At 67.4% G+C, this 14,028-nt stretch carries 16 protein-coding genes; all 16 read left to right on the forward strand.

Annotated features, from left to right (window positions below):
* Positions 1–38: 38 nt before the first annotated feature.
* The 16 genes from BUR28_RS00795 (at position 39) to BUR28_RS00870 (ending at position 13,999) form a co-directional block, all read left to right on the forward strand.
* Entirely contained in the window at positions 39–1,343 is a 1,305-nt protein-coding gene (locus BUR28_RS00795; protein WP_074218373.1) for an ABC transporter substrate-binding protein, read from the forward strand.
* Between the two features lie 56 nt (positions 1,344–1,399).
* Positions 1,400–2,326, forward strand: a complete 927-nt coding sequence (locus BUR28_RS00800) for a branched-chain amino acid ABC transporter permease (RefSeq protein WP_074218374.1) — start codon at positions 1,400–1,402, stop codon at positions 2,324–2,326.
* Positions 2,323–3,261: a branched-chain amino acid ABC transporter permease gene (locus tag BUR28_RS00805; protein WP_074218375.1), complete on the forward strand. Its 939-nt coding sequence runs from the start codon at positions 2,323–2,325 to the stop codon at positions 3,259–3,261. The genes BUR28_RS00800 and BUR28_RS00805 overlap by 4 nt, the downstream gene beginning before the upstream one ends.
* A complete protein-coding gene (locus BUR28_RS00810; RefSeq protein ID WP_074218376.1) occupies positions 3,258–3,983 on the forward strand; it encodes an ABC transporter ATP-binding protein in 726 nt (241 codons plus the stop codon). Before BUR28_RS00805 ends, BUR28_RS00810 begins: the two co-directional genes overlap by 4 nt.
* Positions 3,976–4,671 (forward strand): ABC transporter ATP-binding protein, encoded by a 696-nt coding sequence (locus BUR28_RS00815; protein ID WP_074218377.1) that lies wholly within the window; start codon positions 3,976–3,978, stop codon positions 4,669–4,671. Before BUR28_RS00810 ends, BUR28_RS00815 begins: the two co-directional genes overlap by 8 nt.
* 390 nt (positions 4,672–5,061) lie before the next feature.
* Complete coding sequence (locus BUR28_RS00820) at positions 5,062–5,352, forward strand: hypothetical protein (RefSeq protein WP_074218378.1); 291 nt, start codon at positions 5,062–5,064, stop codon at positions 5,350–5,352.
* Positions 5,352–5,720 carry a response regulator gene (locus BUR28_RS00825; RefSeq protein ID WP_074218379.1) on the forward strand — a complete coding sequence of 123 codons (369 nt, stop codon included), beginning with the start codon at positions 5,352–5,354 and terminating at the stop codon, positions 5,718–5,720. The genes BUR28_RS00820 and BUR28_RS00825 overlap by 1 nt, the downstream gene beginning before the upstream one ends.
* Positions 5,721–5,723: 3 nt before the next feature.
* The gene (locus BUR28_RS00830; RefSeq protein ID WP_074218380.1) at positions 5,724–7,973 is read left to right on the forward strand and encodes a chemotaxis protein CheA; all 2,250 of its coding nucleotides are present in this window, start codon (positions 5,724–5,726) and stop codon (positions 7,971–7,973) included.
* Positions 7,948–8,415 carry a chemotaxis protein CheW gene (locus tag BUR28_RS00835; protein WP_074218381.1) on the forward strand — a complete coding sequence of 156 codons (468 nt, stop codon included), beginning with the start codon at positions 7,948–7,950 and terminating at the stop codon, positions 8,413–8,415. Before BUR28_RS00830 ends, BUR28_RS00835 begins: the two co-directional genes overlap by 26 nt.
* A complete protein-coding gene (locus tag BUR28_RS00840; RefSeq protein ID WP_074218382.1) occupies positions 8,412–9,314 on the forward strand; it encodes a CheR family methyltransferase in 903 nt (300 codons plus the stop codon). The genes BUR28_RS00835 and BUR28_RS00840 overlap by 4 nt, the downstream gene beginning before the upstream one ends.
* A gap of 3 nt (positions 9,315–9,317) precedes the next feature.
* Complete coding sequence (locus BUR28_RS00845) at positions 9,318–9,704, forward strand: response regulator (RefSeq protein WP_074218383.1); 387 nt, start codon at positions 9,318–9,320, stop codon at positions 9,702–9,704.
* The gene (locus tag BUR28_RS00850) at positions 9,701–10,069 is read left to right on the forward strand and encodes a hypothetical protein (protein ID WP_074218384.1); all 369 of its coding nucleotides are present in this window, start codon (positions 9,701–9,703) and stop codon (positions 10,067–10,069) included. Before BUR28_RS00845 ends, BUR28_RS00850 begins: the two co-directional genes overlap by 4 nt.
* Before the next feature lie 271 nt (positions 10,070–10,340).
* On the forward strand, positions 10,341–11,336 hold the full coding sequence (locus BUR28_RS00855) for a CheB methylesterase domain-containing protein (protein WP_074218385.1): 996 nt from the start codon (positions 10,341–10,343) through the stop codon (positions 11,334–11,336).
* Complete coding sequence (locus tag BUR28_RS00860; protein WP_074218386.1) at positions 11,333–11,896, forward strand: chemotaxis protein CheD; 564 nt, start codon at positions 11,333–11,335, stop codon at positions 11,894–11,896. The genes BUR28_RS00855 and BUR28_RS00860 overlap by 4 nt, the downstream gene beginning before the upstream one ends.
* A 468-nt stretch (positions 11,897–12,364) precedes the next feature.
* Positions 12,365–12,895: a hypothetical protein gene (locus BUR28_RS00865; RefSeq protein WP_139307455.1), complete on the forward strand. Its 531-nt coding sequence runs from the start codon at positions 12,365–12,367 to the stop codon at positions 12,893–12,895.
* A gap of 273 nt (positions 12,896–13,168) precedes the next feature.
* The gene (locus BUR28_RS00870; protein ID WP_175566866.1) at positions 13,169–13,999 is read left to right on the forward strand and encodes a glycosyltransferase family 92 protein; all 831 of its coding nucleotides are present in this window, start codon (positions 13,169–13,171) and stop codon (positions 13,997–13,999) included.
* The last annotated feature ends 29 nt before the right edge of the window (positions 14,000–14,028 follow it).

Consider the following 14,028-nt stretch of genomic DNA (forward strand, 5'->3'; position numbering starts at 1 on the left):
CCACCCGGCTAACCCCGTCACCATCAGGGATCAGAGCTATGTCCGACATCAAGACGACGCGCCCCGCGCCGGCGGACCCGTCGCGCCGGCGGGCCATCACGACGCTTGCGGGGGCGGGCGCCGCGGCCGCCGGCCTGCCGTTCTGGGCACGCTACGCCCAGGCGCAGAGTTCCGAACCGATCCGCATCGGCTTCCAGATGCATGCGACCGGCATCGGCGCCGCCTATGGCCGCTGGTACGATCGCACCACGCAGGCCGCCGCGCGCCTCATCAACGAGGCCGGCGGCATCAACGGGCGGTCCGTCGAGATCGTCACGGAAGATGACGGCACCGATCCCAAGCGGGGTGCCGAGGTGGTCGAGAAATTCGCCAACCAGCACAAGTGCGACGTGGGCTTCGGCACGCTGTTCAGCCATGTCGTGATCGGCTCGGCCCCCCGGGCGGGCGAGTTGAAGCTGCCCTATTTCGTGGTGTCCGAGGGGCATCACGTGGCGTCGGGCATGCTGAACCGCTGGACGATCCAGCCCGGCATCACCGACGTCAAAAGCCAGGTCCTGGCCATGGCGCCCTTCGTGGCCGAGAACCTGGGCAAGAAGGTCGCGCTGATCTTCCCCGACTATGCCTACGGCCACGATCACCGCGATTTCTTCAGCCAGGCGATCGAGGCGCAGGGCGGCAGCGTCACGGCGAAACTGGCGATCCCGCCGACCGAGACCTCGTTTACCAAGTACTTCCCCAAGATCCCGCGCGAGACGGAGGTGATCTATCACGTGATGGTCGGCCCCGCCGTTCTGACCTTCGTCAAGGAGATGGGCGAGTTCTTCGGGCCGAGCCGCCCCGAGCTTTTCGGCTTCATCGACAGCCTGGAGGCGGTGGACCTGGCGAGCCCGGGCCTGGAATTCCTCGACGGCACCTATTTCTGGGAGGGTATGCCGCGCCACGCCCAGCCCGACCAGACGGAGCACGACAGGTTCTATCGCGCCGAGGTCGGTGTCGACGACATGGGGGCCGCGCTGAGCGATAGAAAGGACGTCTCGACCTTCGCGCACATGTTCGGCTGCTGGGAGACGCTTTACGTCATCAAGGCGGGGATGGAGGCGGCCGGCTATGCCGGGCCGGGCGACCGGCAGGCGCTGATCGAGGCGGTCGAGGCGATGACCGAGATGCCCCTGTCGAACGCGCATCCGCAAGGCCCGAAGCTCTTCAACGGCAAGACCCACCAGGTCTTCGGCCAGCAGCACATCTCGCGGCTCGAGGACGGCAAGCTGAGGGTGGTGCGGACGGTGCCGCTGGACCAGACCTTCTATCCCGACGAGGTGGATTACACCGCGCAGTCCTTCTGACCCCTCGCCCGGGCGCGTCGCGCGCCCGGCGCGCCCTGCGAAAGGTTTCAGACCGCATGGAGTTCGGTCCCCATCTCGTGCTGGCCTCGCTCGAAGGCGCGGTGACGGCCGCGGTTCTGGCGCTGATGGCGTCGGGCCTCAGCCTTGTCTTCGGGGTCATGCGGGTCGTGAACGTCGCGCATGGCGAGTTCTACATGCTGGGCGCGGTGCTGGCCTGGGCCGTCGCCTCGACCCTGGGCGGCGGGCCGGCGCTTGGTTTCGTCGCGGCCCTCCTGGTGGTGCCGCTGGCGGTCGGCGCGGTGGCCGTCGCCGCCGACGTGACCGTGCTCAAGCATCTCGACTACGACCCCGAGCGGACCATCGTTGCGACGATCGGGTTGCTCTACATCCTCCAGCAGCTCACGCTGATGGGCTATGGCCCGGAGGCGCGCCCCGTCGAGGCGCCGTTCAACCAGCGCCTCGCGCTGCCCTGGGTGGAATGGGGCGAGGGGGGGGTGCAACTCTACTGGCCATGGGGGCTTTCGATCACCACCTACAAGCTTTTCGTCATCGGGTCGGCGGCGGCCGTGCTGGCGGGGCTGTGGGCGCTGATGACGCGCACGCGCATCGGCCTTGTGATGCGGGCGACGCAAATGGACGGCGAGATCGCCCAGGCTTTCGGCATCCCGGTGGAGCGTGTCTATGCCCTTGTGTTCGGCCTCGGCGCGGCGCTCGCCGCCCTGGCGGGCGTGCTGATCGTGCCGATCCAGCAGGCGCATTACCTGATGGGGGGCGACGCGCTGTTGCTGTCGTTCATCGTGGTCATCATCGGCGGGCTGGGCAGCCTTGCGGGCACGGTGATCGCCGCGATCCTGATCGGCATGTCCGACGGCATCATCTCGGTCTTCTTCTCGCCGACCCTGGCCAAGATCATCGCCACGCTGCTGGTGGCCTTCGTGCTGGTGTTCCGGCCGCAGGGGCTGATGGGGAAAGCGCCGCGATGACCGCCCGGGTGCTGGCGCTGCATGGCGGGCTGATCGCGGGGCTGCTGGCGCTGCATTTCCTGCTGCCGGCCTATCACCACGGCAATCTCGCCCGCGTTATGGTGCTGGCAGTCTATGCCATCGGTTACAACCTGCTCTTCGGCTACACGGGGCTTCTCAGTCTCGGCCACGCGATGTTCTTTGCCGCCGGCATGTACGGGATGGGGCTGCCCTTGCACTTTCTCGGGATCGGGGCGGAACTGGCCTTTCTCGCGGGGCTGGTGTCGGCGGCGCTGCTGGCGCTGGTCGTGGGCCTCCTGGCGCTCCGCACCGTGGGTGTCGCCTTCATGATCGTGACGCTGATGTTCTCGGAGGCAGTCTATCTCACCATCCTGCTCGCGGGACGGTGGACCCGCGGCGACGAGGGGTTGGTGCTTGCGCGGGCCGAGCGGGTGTTCTTCGGCCTCGATCTGTCGAACCCCGATATCCGCTACCTGGTCGCGCTGGCCCTTTTCGCACTCTGCCTCTTCGGCACGCTCTGGCTGGTGCGCCAGCCGGGCGGTCGCGTGCTGATCGCGATCCGCGAGAACGAGGAGCGGGCCGAGCTTCTGGGCTATGACATCTTCCGCCACAAGCTGGGCGCGGTGGTCCTCTCGGGCACGCTGTCGGGCGCCGCGGGGGCCGCTTACGGGCTGCTCTTCGGCTATGTCGGTGCCACCTTCGCCGAGGTGCAGTATTCGATCCTACCGCTCCTGTGGGTGCTGCTCGGGGGCGCGGGAACGGTCGTCGGCCCGTTCCTCGGCACGCTCTTCATGTTCTACCTGATCGATCTGTCATCGGGGCTGACCTCGGCCTACATGCTGGTGGCGGGGATCGCGCTCGTGCTCCTGACGCTCTTCGCCCCGCAGGGGCTGGCCGGCGAACTGCGCCGGCGCTGGGCGAGGTGGCTGCCATGAGCGCGCTTCTGTCCACCCGGGCGCTGTCGAAATCCTTTGCCGGCCTGCGCGCCGTGCACGACGTCGATTTCGAGTTGCCGGAGGGGCAGGTCCGCGCGCTGATCGGGCCGAACGGGGCGGGCAAGACCACCTTCGTCTCTATGCTCATCGGCCGGCTCGCGCCCAGTTCGGGCAGCATTTCGTTCGACGGGCGCGACATCACGCGCATGCCGCCGCATGACCGGGTGGCGCTGGGCATGGCCTATACCTTTCAGATCACCTCCGTCTTCGCCCGGCTCGACGTGGCCGAAAACGTCGCGCTTGCCGCGCGCCGCCGGCTGGGGCGCGACCGGGCGGCGGTGGCCCGCGAGACGGCCGATGCGTTGCACCGGGTCGGGCTCGCGCGGCATGCGGACGCGCCCGCGGGCGATCTCAGCTACGGCCACCAGCGTCTTGTGGAACTGGCGATGGGGATCGCGCAACGGCCACGCCTGTTGATCCTCGACGAACCGACGCAGGGCCTTGCGGAGAGCGAGATCGCCGCGTTCGAGACGCTGATCCGCGCGCTGGCCGCCGAGACCACGATCCTGCTGATCGAGCACAACATGAACGTGGTGATGGAACTGGCCGATTGCGTCACCGTGCTGAACTTCGGCGAAGTGCTCGCGGAAGGCACGCCGGCCGAGATCCATGCCTCGGCCGCGGTGCAGACCGCCTATCTGGGCACCGGTGCCGATGCTTGAGGTCGACGGCATCGACGCAGGCTATGGCCCGGTGCAGGTGCTGCGCGGGCTCAGCCTCACCGCGCGGCCGGGCGAGATCACCTGCCTTCTGGGCCGTAACGGCGCAGGCAAGACCACGACGATGAAGGCGATCATGGGGCTGGTAGCGCTGACGGCGGGGCGCATCACGCTTGACGGCGAGGATATCGGCCGCTTGCCGGCACACCAGGTGCCGCGGCGCGGCGTCGGGTACATCCCGCAGGGGCGGCGCCTGTTCCCGGAACTCACCGTGGCGCAGAACCTGGAAATCGGGATGCGCGTGAAACCGAGTCCGCCGAAGGTGTTGGCCCGTGTCCTCGACCTGTTTCCGCGTCTCGCCGACCGGATGGGCCAGCGTGCCGAGACGCTGTCGGGGGGCGAGCAGCAGATGCTGGCGACCGCGCGCGCCCTGTGCCTCGAGCCCCGCGTGCTGCTGCTGGACGAACCGACCGAGGGGCTGCAGCCTTCGATGATCGAGGCGATCCGGCAGGTGGTCGTGCGGATGAAATCCGAGGGCGTGGCGATCCTGCTGGTCGAACAGCGGCTCGATGCGGTTCTGTCCTCGGCCGACCAAGTGGTGTTCATCGAGAACGGCCAGAGCCGTGAACGGACCGATGCGGCCGGGTTGCGCGCGCGTCCCGACCTGCTGAAACGCTATCTCGGTGTGTGACCCGCGGCCGAATCGCGCCACGCAACGCCACTCCGACGGGCGGGATCGGGCGGTGATGCGACGTCCGGCGACCCCGCTCATCGAGCAGGTCCGGCGCCGACACACTGCGCCCGTGCCCGCCGGTGGGTCATCCGTTGGACCGGCGCGGGAAACAGTTTCGCATTTTAGCTAGAATACCGGCTGCGTGGACGACGGTGCCAGCCCCCTGCGCCGGGGCGCATCGGCCACCGTCACCGCAAGGCCCCGTCTCGGCCCAAGAATCTCCCAACCGCACTGTCAGGAGCGCGAGTCCGACCGGGCTGCCGCAGCGCTTCCATTCACCAGTTCTTAGGCTTCGCAGAGGTAAGCATCCGGGAGAGATCGATTGAAATGCAGACCCAAGGATTCGCCATGCAAGCCGAAAGCCAACTCGACTTGGACATCAGCGATCAGGCCTGGGCCGACGCGCCGGGCGAGATCGTCAAGGCGGTGATGGGCAAGGATGCCTGCACCGTGACCGTTCGGGCCGCGGCGGCTGCGGCCCCCAACGCGCTTTCGGCTCAGCTTCTGGCCTTCCTGCGCCAGCATGTCGAGATCCGCGGCGGGCGCTTCTGCGTCGAGGAACCGTCCCAGGCCTTCACTGAGGGTTTGGCGCTGCTCGGTCTCGACGGGGTGATCATCGGCAGTGAGGACGCAGATTAATGAGGAACATTCTTGCCATCGACGATTCGCTGACCATCCGGGAGATGGTGCGCGAAGTTCTGAGCTCGGCGGGGTTCGAGGTGACCACCGCCAATGACGGTCAGGACGGCGTGGCCGAGTTCGCACGCGACGAGTACGACGCGGTCATCACCGACATCAACATGCCGAAGCTGGACGGCTTCGGCGTGATCGAACACATTCGCGGCGGCGACACCAATGCGCGTGTGCCGATCCTGGTGCTCACCACGGAAAGCGGCGCCGCGCTCAAGGAGCGCGCGCGTGCGGCGGGCGCGACGGGCTGGATCGTCAAGCCGTTCGAGGACGAAGGGCTGGTCAACGTGATCCGCCGTGTGACGGGGGCTCGCTGAACCATGTCGCGCGACGATCTCAAGGCCACCTTCTTCGCGGAATGCGAGGACCTTCTCGAGCAACTCTCCGAAGGTCTGCAGGACCTCATCGCCGGCGAGGCGTCGGAAGACACGGTTCACGCGATCTTCCGCGCCGTGCACTCGATCAAGGGGGCCGCCGGTGCGTTCGGTCTCAACAACCTGGTCACCTTCGCCCATTGCTTCGAGACCGTGCTGGACCGGGTCCGTTCCGGCGAGCTCGATCCCGATGCCGAGACGCTGCAGACCTTTCTGAGGTCCGGCGACATCCTCGCCGATCTCGTCGAATACGCGCAGGCCGACAGCGACGACGTGCCGGAGGCGATGCCGGCCATCCTCGAGCGCCTGAACGAGATGACCGGGGCCGCGCCGGCGGCGGCGGCCGAGCCGGAGACGGCCGACGAGGCCGAAGGCGAGGAATTCTTCGGATTTCAGCCCTTGGGACTCGGTCCTATCGTGCCCGCGGACGATGCGGCCGGGGACGACGAGGACGCGAACGGGGCGCGCGTCTTTCGCATCCGGCTCGCCGCGTCGTCCGACCTGTTTCGGAACGGCCACGACCCGGTGCTTCTGTTCTCCGAACTCGCCGCGCTCGGGACGCTCGAGACCCGTTGCGATCTGTCGGCGCTGCCCGTCGACGAGCGGTTCGACCCCGAGCATTGCTATCTGAGCTGGGAACTCACGCTGACCGGCGCCGTGGATGACGCGGCGATCCGGGATGTCTTCATGTTCCTCGAGGATCTCTGCAGCATCGAGGAAGTCGCGGCCCCCGCGACCCCGCCGCTGCCGCAAGAGGATGAGGCTCCGGCACCGTTTGCTCCGATCGCCGAAGAGCCGCCCGCCGCGCCCGAGGTTGCGCCCAGCGCGCCGCCCGCCGTGGAAGAGGGACCCGCGCACCCCGTGGAGGCGGCTGTTCCGACCTCGCCGATGCCGGCCGAAGCGCCCGGCTCCGCCGAGCCTGCGGCCGAAAAGCAGCGCACCCCGGCGAAATCCAATCATACGGTCCCGCAAACCACCCTGCGGGTCGATCCCGAGCGCGTGGACCGTTTGATCAACACCGTCGGCGAACTTATCATCAACCAGGCGGTGATCGCCCAGAAGCTGGCCGATTCCGGGCTTGCGTCGAATTCCGACATCATGGGCGACCTCGATGACTACCAATACCTCGCCCGCGAGTTGCAGGAAGGGGTGATGGCCATTCGCGCGCAGCCGGTGAAGCCGCTGTTCCAGCGGATGCAACGCATCGTGCGGGAAGCCGGCGACGGGCTCGGCAAGGACGTGGTCCTGGTGACAGAGGGCGAGGGCACGGAGATCGACAAGACGCTTGTCGAGCGTCTGGCCGAACCGCTCACGCACATGATCCGAAACGCGGTCGACCATGGCATTGAGGATGCCGAACGGCGCGCGGCCGCGGGCAAGCCGGCGCAGGGGACGATCCGGCTTTCGGCCGCGCATCGGTCCGGCGACGTTCTGATCGAGATCGCCGATGATGGCGCGGGTCTGAACCGGAAACGGATTTTCGAGAAAGCGGTCGAAAAGGGGCTCATTTCCACCGATGCGAAGCTCGGCGACGCGGAAATCGACAACCTGCTGTTCATGGCCGGCTTCTCCACGGCTGAAACGGTGACGAACCTGTCGGGCCGTGGCGTGGGCATGGACGTGGTCAAGACTGCGATCACCTCTCTCGGCGGCAAGGTGGCGATCACCAGCCGGCCGGGCGAGGGGACGGCCTTCTCGATCTCGCTGCCGCTCACGCTCGCCGTGATGGACGGAATGGTCATCCATGCCGAGGGCCAAACGCTGGTCGCGCCGCTGTCCAGCGTGCTCGAGACCATCCGGCCGCGGCCCGAGGACGTCCTTCCCTATGGCCGCCAGGTGCGCCTGCTTGCGAACCGCGGCAACTACATCCCGATCGTTCACCTGGGCAACCTGCTTGGGTTCAGCGACTCCGGCGACATCAGTTCCGAGAATATCCTGCTGCTGATCCGCTCCGAACGCACCGGGATTGTCGCGCTGGCCGTCGACGAGATCTCGGACCAACGTCAGGTCGTGGTGAAGAGCCTCGAAGGAAACTACGGGGCGATCGACGGGATCTCTGCCGCCACCATTCTGGGCGATGGCCGCATCGCCCTGATCATCGACACAGATGCCATTCTGACCCTGGCCGGTGACTGCGGCCGGGACCTGGCACCGATAGAGGAGACGCATCATGCCGAAGCCGCAGCAATGGGGTGAGGACGACGTTCTGGAATTCGTCACGCTGAAGGCGGGCGGCCAGAGCTTCTGCATCGAGATCACGCAGATCCGCGAGATACGGCGCTGGTCGCCCGTGACCGCGCTGCCCCATGCCGAGGATGCGGTCCTTGGCGTGATGAACCTGCGCGGCGCGGTCATCCCGATCGTTGACCTCGCGGCGCGTCTGGGGCTCGGCGCCTGCGACGCCTCGCCCCGCCACGTGATCATGGTGGTCGCGGTCGGCACGCGGACGATCGGGCTTCTCGTGGATTCGGTCTCAGAGATCCTCACCGTGAACGGCGATCAGATCTGCGAGGCGCCCAGCATGGGCAATGGAGAACTGGCGAACAGCATCCTCGGGCTGGTCTCGGTCGAGGAAGACATGTCGCGCATCCTCGCCCCCGAAACGCTTCTCCCGCACGGGTTTCAGGACGCCGCATGAACACGCAGCCCGCCTCTCTCCTGCCGCGCAGGCCGGCCGATATTCCCTTTGACGAGGGCGATTTCGGACGAATCGCGACCTTCGCGAAATCCGAATACGGGCTGCATCTGGAGCCCGCGAAGAAGGCGATGATCCACTCGCGCCTGAGCAAACGGATCATCGCGCTCGGGCTTGCGGATTTCGACAGCTACCAGGAGTACCTGCGGGCGAATCTCGAGGAGGAAGGCGACCATCTGATCGCCGTACTGACGACAAACGTCACCCATTTCTACCGCGAACAGCACCATTTTACCCAACTCCAGGACGAGGTGCTTCCCGCGCTCGTGGCGCGTGCGCGTGCGGGCGGGCGGGTGCGGCTGTGGTCGGCGGGGTGTTCGACAGGTCCCGAACCCTATTCCCTCGGCGGAAGCGTCTTGCGGCTTTGTCCCGAGGCCGGACGCCTCGACATCCGCATCCTCGCCACCGATCTCGATCCCTTCGTGCTGCATCGTGCGGCAGAGGGCTGCTACCCCGCGGACGAGTGCAAGACCCCCGATGGCACCTGGGAAGCGCAGGTCTTCGACTCCGCCGATCGCAGCGCGGCCAAGCGCCGGGTTCGGGCCGATGTGCGCGCACTGGTCACGTTTCGGAGGCTGAACCTCAACGGCGCCTGGCCGATGCCGGGACGTTTCGACGTCATCATGTGCCGCAACGTCGCGATCTATTTCGACAAGCCGACCCAGCAGGCGCTCTGGCGCCGCTTTGTCGACAAACTGAACGACGGCGGGATGCTGTTCATCGGGCATTCCGAGCGGGTGACGGGGCCGGCCGTCGCTCAGCTCGAGACCGCCGGAGTCACCGCTTACCGAAAATGCGCCGCGGCCGGGCCGCGGACCGTGCACCCAGAAGGAAAGGACTAGAAGATGTCGCTCAAGGATAGTCTTCGCGTCATGGTGGTCGACGACATGGCGGTCAGCCGTGGGCTCGTCACGCAAGCGCTTGAAGAGATCGGGATTTATCAGGTGAGTGCCGAAAACAACGGCCAGTCGGCGCTCAACCGGTTGGTGGGAGACCCCGTGCATCTCGTTCTCGCCGACCATAACATGCCGGGCATGGACGGGCTGCAACTGCTCGAGGGCTTGCGCCGGAACCGCTCGACCAGCCGCATCGGCTACATCCTCGTGACCGGAACGCCGACGCCGGAACTGATACAGAAAGGCACGCAGCTGGGCCTCAACAACCTCGTGAAGAAACCGTTCACGACCGCCACGATGAAAAAGGCGATCGAGGCTGTGGTGGGGCGCTTGTGACGGCCGCTTCGCTGGCCGACGGCCCAGACGCCAAGGCGCTGGAGGCCCTCCTCGCCGGGTTGGGCGACGAGTTGCTGCACGCGGCCGAACTGCTGCGCCGTTACGAGCGCGCGGTGCTCTCGCACAAGGCTGTGGCAGACGTCGCCCCGGGCGGTGCGCGTGAGTTGCAACTCGTCGATCTCGTGATCCAGATTCTCGAGGATCTGGGCCCGCTGAGCCAGGCCATGGCAGCCGCAGCGCCGCCGGATGCTTCCGTGCCTGCAGAGCTTGTCGACAGGTTGCGGCTCGATCAACTGCGCGCGGTGCTGGGCGGGGCGACCCCGCGCGAAACCCCTCATTCGGGTGGCCATATCGACTTTTTTTGAGAAGTCTCCGCCGGGGATCTGTGCGTCACGTCGCCCAGGGTAACCCAATCTCAACGGCTTGGAGTGCTTGGTGTAAGAGGATGCACGCGCCATCGGCGTGATGCCGCAGCGGAGTTCGGGGCATGGTCGTAAAGCTTGGGAAGATGCCGACGTGGCGCGGTGTGCCCGCTTCGACCGCGGTGGAAGAGGGCGGCAACCTGTGCGGATACTGCCAACCAGCCGGCCAACCGGAGCGGAACGCCGCGGGATCGACAAGGGGGAGGGCGCTGAGATGCGTGTGATGATCGCAGACGACAACCCCGAGACCCTGCAACGGCTTGCCACCACGCTTCGAGCGGTACGCGGCGTCACGCTGGGGACCTGCACCGGCGATCTCAGCGCGACCTATCACGCCGCCGAAAGCCGCCCGCCGCAGGCCGTCATGATCGCCGAACGGCTGACTCGCCTGCCCGAATTCGAGGTGATGCAGAAGCTCTTCCAGGCCCTTGGAATCCGCTGCGTGGTGGTGGCCGACGGGGATGCGCCCCAGGCCCGCCTCGCGTCTCGCCTCGATGGGAGCGGGATACGCGTGACGCATCTCGACGCCTCTCCCGAGGAGGTGCGCCAATGCCTTCTCGAACTCCTGCTCGACCGTTCCACCGCTGTCGAGCCGCCCGACGGGCCCGCGCCGTGCGACATGGCCTTCCAGCCCGGCCGGCTGATCCTGATCGGGGCCTCGACCGGCGGGGTCGACGCGTTGATCCGCGTGCTTTCGGGATTTCCCGCGAACTGCCCGCCGACGCTCATCGTCCAGCATACGAGCGGGACATTCAGCGCCGGGCTCGCCCGGCTGCTTGACCGGCGCACCTCTGCCCACGTGACCGAGGCGGAGGACGGGATAGCGCTCGAGCCTGGGAAGATTCTCATCGCGCCGGGCAAGGACCATCATCTCGAACTCGCCCGTGCCGGAAGCCTTCGCGGCCGGCTCCGTGCCGAGCCGCCGCGCAGCGGGCACCGTCCGTCGGTCGACGCGCTGTTCCAATCGGCCGTTCCCGTGGCCGCGAGGGTCAGTGCTGCGATCCTCACGGGCATGGGCCGGGACGGGGCGGCGGGCATGGCGGCCCTGCGCAACGCGGGGGCGCATACGATCGGACAGGACCAGGCGTCCTCGCTCGTCTACGGCATGCCGCGGGCGGCGCATGAAATTGGCGCCGTGGCTATCCAACTGCCGCTCGAAGAGATCGGGCCGGCGCTTCTGCAAAGCTGTATCCGGAGGAGTGCCGCATGAGTGTCCGCACAACCGCCGCCACCGCCGGCGGCGACTGGCCGGCGCACCGCGTCGAGGCCGTGGTCCAGGGCGAATACCGCATCTCCCGCGAGCCTGATACCGTCCTGTCGACGGTCCTAGGCTCCTGCGTCTCGGCCTGCCTGTTCGATCCCGTCGCGGGCGTGGGCGGGATGAACCATTTCCTGTTGCCCGGCGATACGAGCGCCCGCTCCAGCGAACTGAAATACGGCGCCATGGCGATGGAACTCCTGATCAACGAACTCTTGAAGGCCGGTGCTCTGCGCAGCCGGATGCAGGCCAAGCTGTTCGGGGGCGCGCGTGTGAGCGCCGCGTTCGGCGATATCGGCGAGAAGAACGTGATCTTCGCGCGTTCCTACATGGCGCGGGAAGGGTTCGATGTCGTGTCCGAAAGCCTCGGCGGCCTGCAGGCGCGGCGGCTGCACTTTCGCCCTGCCACGGGCGCGGCGCGTCTTGTGATGCTGCCGCCTGCCGAGGCTCCGCCGGAACGTCGGCCTGCGCGGCAGCCGGCCAACACCGACCGCGGAATCACCCTGTTCTAAGCGACGCCACGTGCGACCGGGCCCTGCAGGAAGCGGTGGCGTGGGATGCCAGCCGTCGTTACGCGCCTGCCGCACATCGTGTCGCTCGGCCCGGTCCGTTGGGGCTTTCGGGAGGGGATCGCCGGGCCTGTCAAGCGCGGTGACGTGCGCGCTGGCCTGTGGTCCTTGTGACTCCGTCGCCTTCGGGGACCGAGGAAACCGGCGGCCGGCCGCGGACGTCATCGCGATGATCCACCACGCCCGCGCCGGGTGCCCGGCGGCGCTGTCCCGGCCGGCGATCGAGCCCTGAACCGAACAGAAGCCCGATGCCCTGCAGGACGACTGGGCTCGCGCCCTTGCAGGGCTTGGGATAGCCGAGGCCAAGCTACCCGGCTGGACCCCGATGTCCGGCATTGAGGCTCCGTTAACCCCTGCACGTCATCCTGCACGGAACCGCATTCGGCGCAGAGCAGGGATTTGGAAAGCAACATGGACGACCCCCAGACGATCTATCGCGCCATCGAGGACGTCATGCGCGACCTCGCGCCTCCGGACGCCCGGGTCATGGTATGCGAGGGCAAGGATTACCCAGATTTCGCGAGCGCGCGGATTCACTGGCTGGACCGTGAGGGCAATTGCGGCCGCCCGTTCGACAGTTGCCATGTCAGCAAGCCCATCCTGCAGATCGGCGATCTCGTCCGCAGGCTCCGCGCGATCGAGCCGTTCGCCTCGCAGCGGCCCTTCACCCATTACCGCATCCGGTCGAGTGCCGAGATGCCACTTTCCGTCGAGTTTGCCGATATCCCGCCCGAACAAACCTGGGCGCGGGTCTATATGCGCGCCGTGGGCGCGCTCAGCGAGTCCGAGGCCGCCGCGATGATGGTGCCCCGCGAGCAGTGGCTGCTGCGCAAGCAGCTGCATGATCGCGCGATCACGCTGACCGAGTTCGATGCCGCGCTCGCCCGTCTCGAGGCCGGCAGCGGTATGCGCCGGGTCGGTCACGGCGACAGGCTGACTTGAGCGCCGCACAGCGGACGTGACATTCTCGGGACCAGTCTCAGTTGCGGTGCGCCTCGCGACGGGATAGGAGAACAGCTCGTCCCGGACAGAAAGGCAGGCCGCAGGCCCGCGCGGCCCGGCCGGGAGCGCCTTGCAAACTCAGGGACGGCCCGCCGGATGTTTCTTTCCCATGTCGTCGCCCTCCGCTCGTCGAAGGCCCGCAGACTGGCCGTCGAACCGCCTCCCCCGGCACCGGATCGCGCCGGTCTCGCCATTGTGGCCATCGTCCGGGACGTGGCACCCTATTTGGCGGAATGGCTCGATTTCCATGTCGCCGCGGGGGTGGAGCGCTTTTTCATCTATGAGAACGGCAGCACCGATGCGACCCCCGCGATGCTGGCCTCCGGCTCCCATGCCGGGAGGATCACGGTCATTCCGTGGAAGCTCGGCGCGCGTGACGCGGGCACGGGGCGTGTCTTTTCGCAGCAGGTGACCGCCTATGCCCATGCGATCACCACCTTCGGGCGCCTGGTCGAACGGATGGCGTTCATCGATATCGACGAGTTCCTTGTGCCGCGGGGCGACCGCACGCTGATGGAGGAACTGCACGCGATCGGGCCGGTCGCCAACATTTCGCTGCCCTGGATGATGTTCGGCCATGGCGGTCATGCGGTCCAGCCGGAGGGTGGGGTGGTCGCCAATTACACGCGCCGCGCGGCCACGCCCTATGGGCGCGGGTCGAGCCTGTTGCGGTTCAAGTGCATCGTCGATCCGTGCGACGTGACCGGTGTGGGGGTGCATGCCTTCGCCACGCGGTCGATGGGCGAACGGAGCGCCAATACCCGCGGCGAGGTCGCCCTGAACCGCGACCGCAAGCGCCCCGACTTCTTCTCGGATGCGCGCATCCAGTTGAATCACTATTACTGCCTCTCCGAGGAGGAACTCCACCGTAAATGCTCCCGCGGGCCGGTGAACTTCGCATCCGATGCAAGCTACGGGCGCCGGGTGCGGCGGAAGGTGGCCGAGATCGAGCGCGCGACCGTTGAGGACCGCGCGGCGCCGGATTTCCTCGCCCGCGTCGGGCGGTCGGCTGCGGCCGGGCTGGAAGCGCGGCACGTCCGGTGATAGCGTCGCGCATTCGCGGAGGAGGGGGC

Source organism: Rhodovulum sp. ES.010 (assembly GCF_900142935.1).
In the GTDB taxonomy this organism is placed as follows: Bacteria; Pseudomonadota; Alphaproteobacteria; order Rhodobacterales; family Rhodobacteraceae; genus Rhodovulum.

Bases quoted from the DNA above. Each gene is read 5' to 3' on its own strand.
- BUR28_RS00795 (WP_074218373.1), top strand. From the start codon at position 39: ATGTCCGACATCAAGACGACGCGCCCCGCGCCGGCGGACCCGTCGCGC.
- BUR28_RS00800 (WP_074218374.1), top strand. From the start codon at position 1,400: ATGGAGTTCGGTCCCCATCTCGTGCTGGCCTCGCTCGAAGGCGCGGTG.
- BUR28_RS00805 (WP_074218375.1), top strand. From the start codon at position 2,323: ATGACCGCCCGGGTGCTGGCGCTGCATGGCGGGCTGATCGCGGGGCTG.
- BUR28_RS00810 (WP_074218376.1), top strand. From the start codon at position 3,258: ATGAGCGCGCTTCTGTCCACCCGGGCGCTGTCGAAATCCTTTGCCGGC.
- BUR28_RS00815 (WP_074218377.1), top strand. From the start codon at position 3,976: ATGCTTGAGGTCGACGGCATCGACGCAGGCTATGGCCCGGTGCAGGTG.
- BUR28_RS00820 (WP_074218378.1), top strand. From the start codon at position 5,062: ATGCAAGCCGAAAGCCAACTCGACTTGGACATCAGCGATCAGGCCTGG.
- BUR28_RS00825 (WP_074218379.1), top strand. From the start codon at position 5,352: ATGAGGAACATTCTTGCCATCGACGATTCGCTGACCATCCGGGAGATG.
- BUR28_RS00830 (WP_074218380.1), top strand. From the start codon at position 5,724: ATGTCGCGCGACGATCTCAAGGCCACCTTCTTCGCGGAATGCGAGGAC.
- BUR28_RS00835 (WP_074218381.1), top strand. From the start codon at position 7,948: ATGCCGAAGCCGCAGCAATGGGGTGAGGACGACGTTCTGGAATTCGTC.
- BUR28_RS00840 (WP_074218382.1), top strand. From the start codon at position 8,412: ATGAACACGCAGCCCGCCTCTCTCCTGCCGCGCAGGCCGGCCGATATT.
- BUR28_RS00845 (WP_074218383.1), top strand. From the start codon at position 9,318: ATGTCGCTCAAGGATAGTCTTCGCGTCATGGTGGTCGACGACATGGCG.
- BUR28_RS00855 (WP_074218385.1), top strand. From the start codon at position 10,341: ATGCGTGTGATGATCGCAGACGACAACCCCGAGACCCTGCAACGGCTT.
- BUR28_RS00860 (WP_074218386.1), top strand. From the start codon at position 11,333: ATGAGTGTCCGCACAACCGCCGCCACCGCCGGCGGCGACTGGCCGGCG.
- BUR28_RS00865 (WP_139307455.1), top strand. From the start codon at position 12,365: ATGGACGACCCCCAGACGATCTATCGCGCCATCGAGGACGTCATGCGC.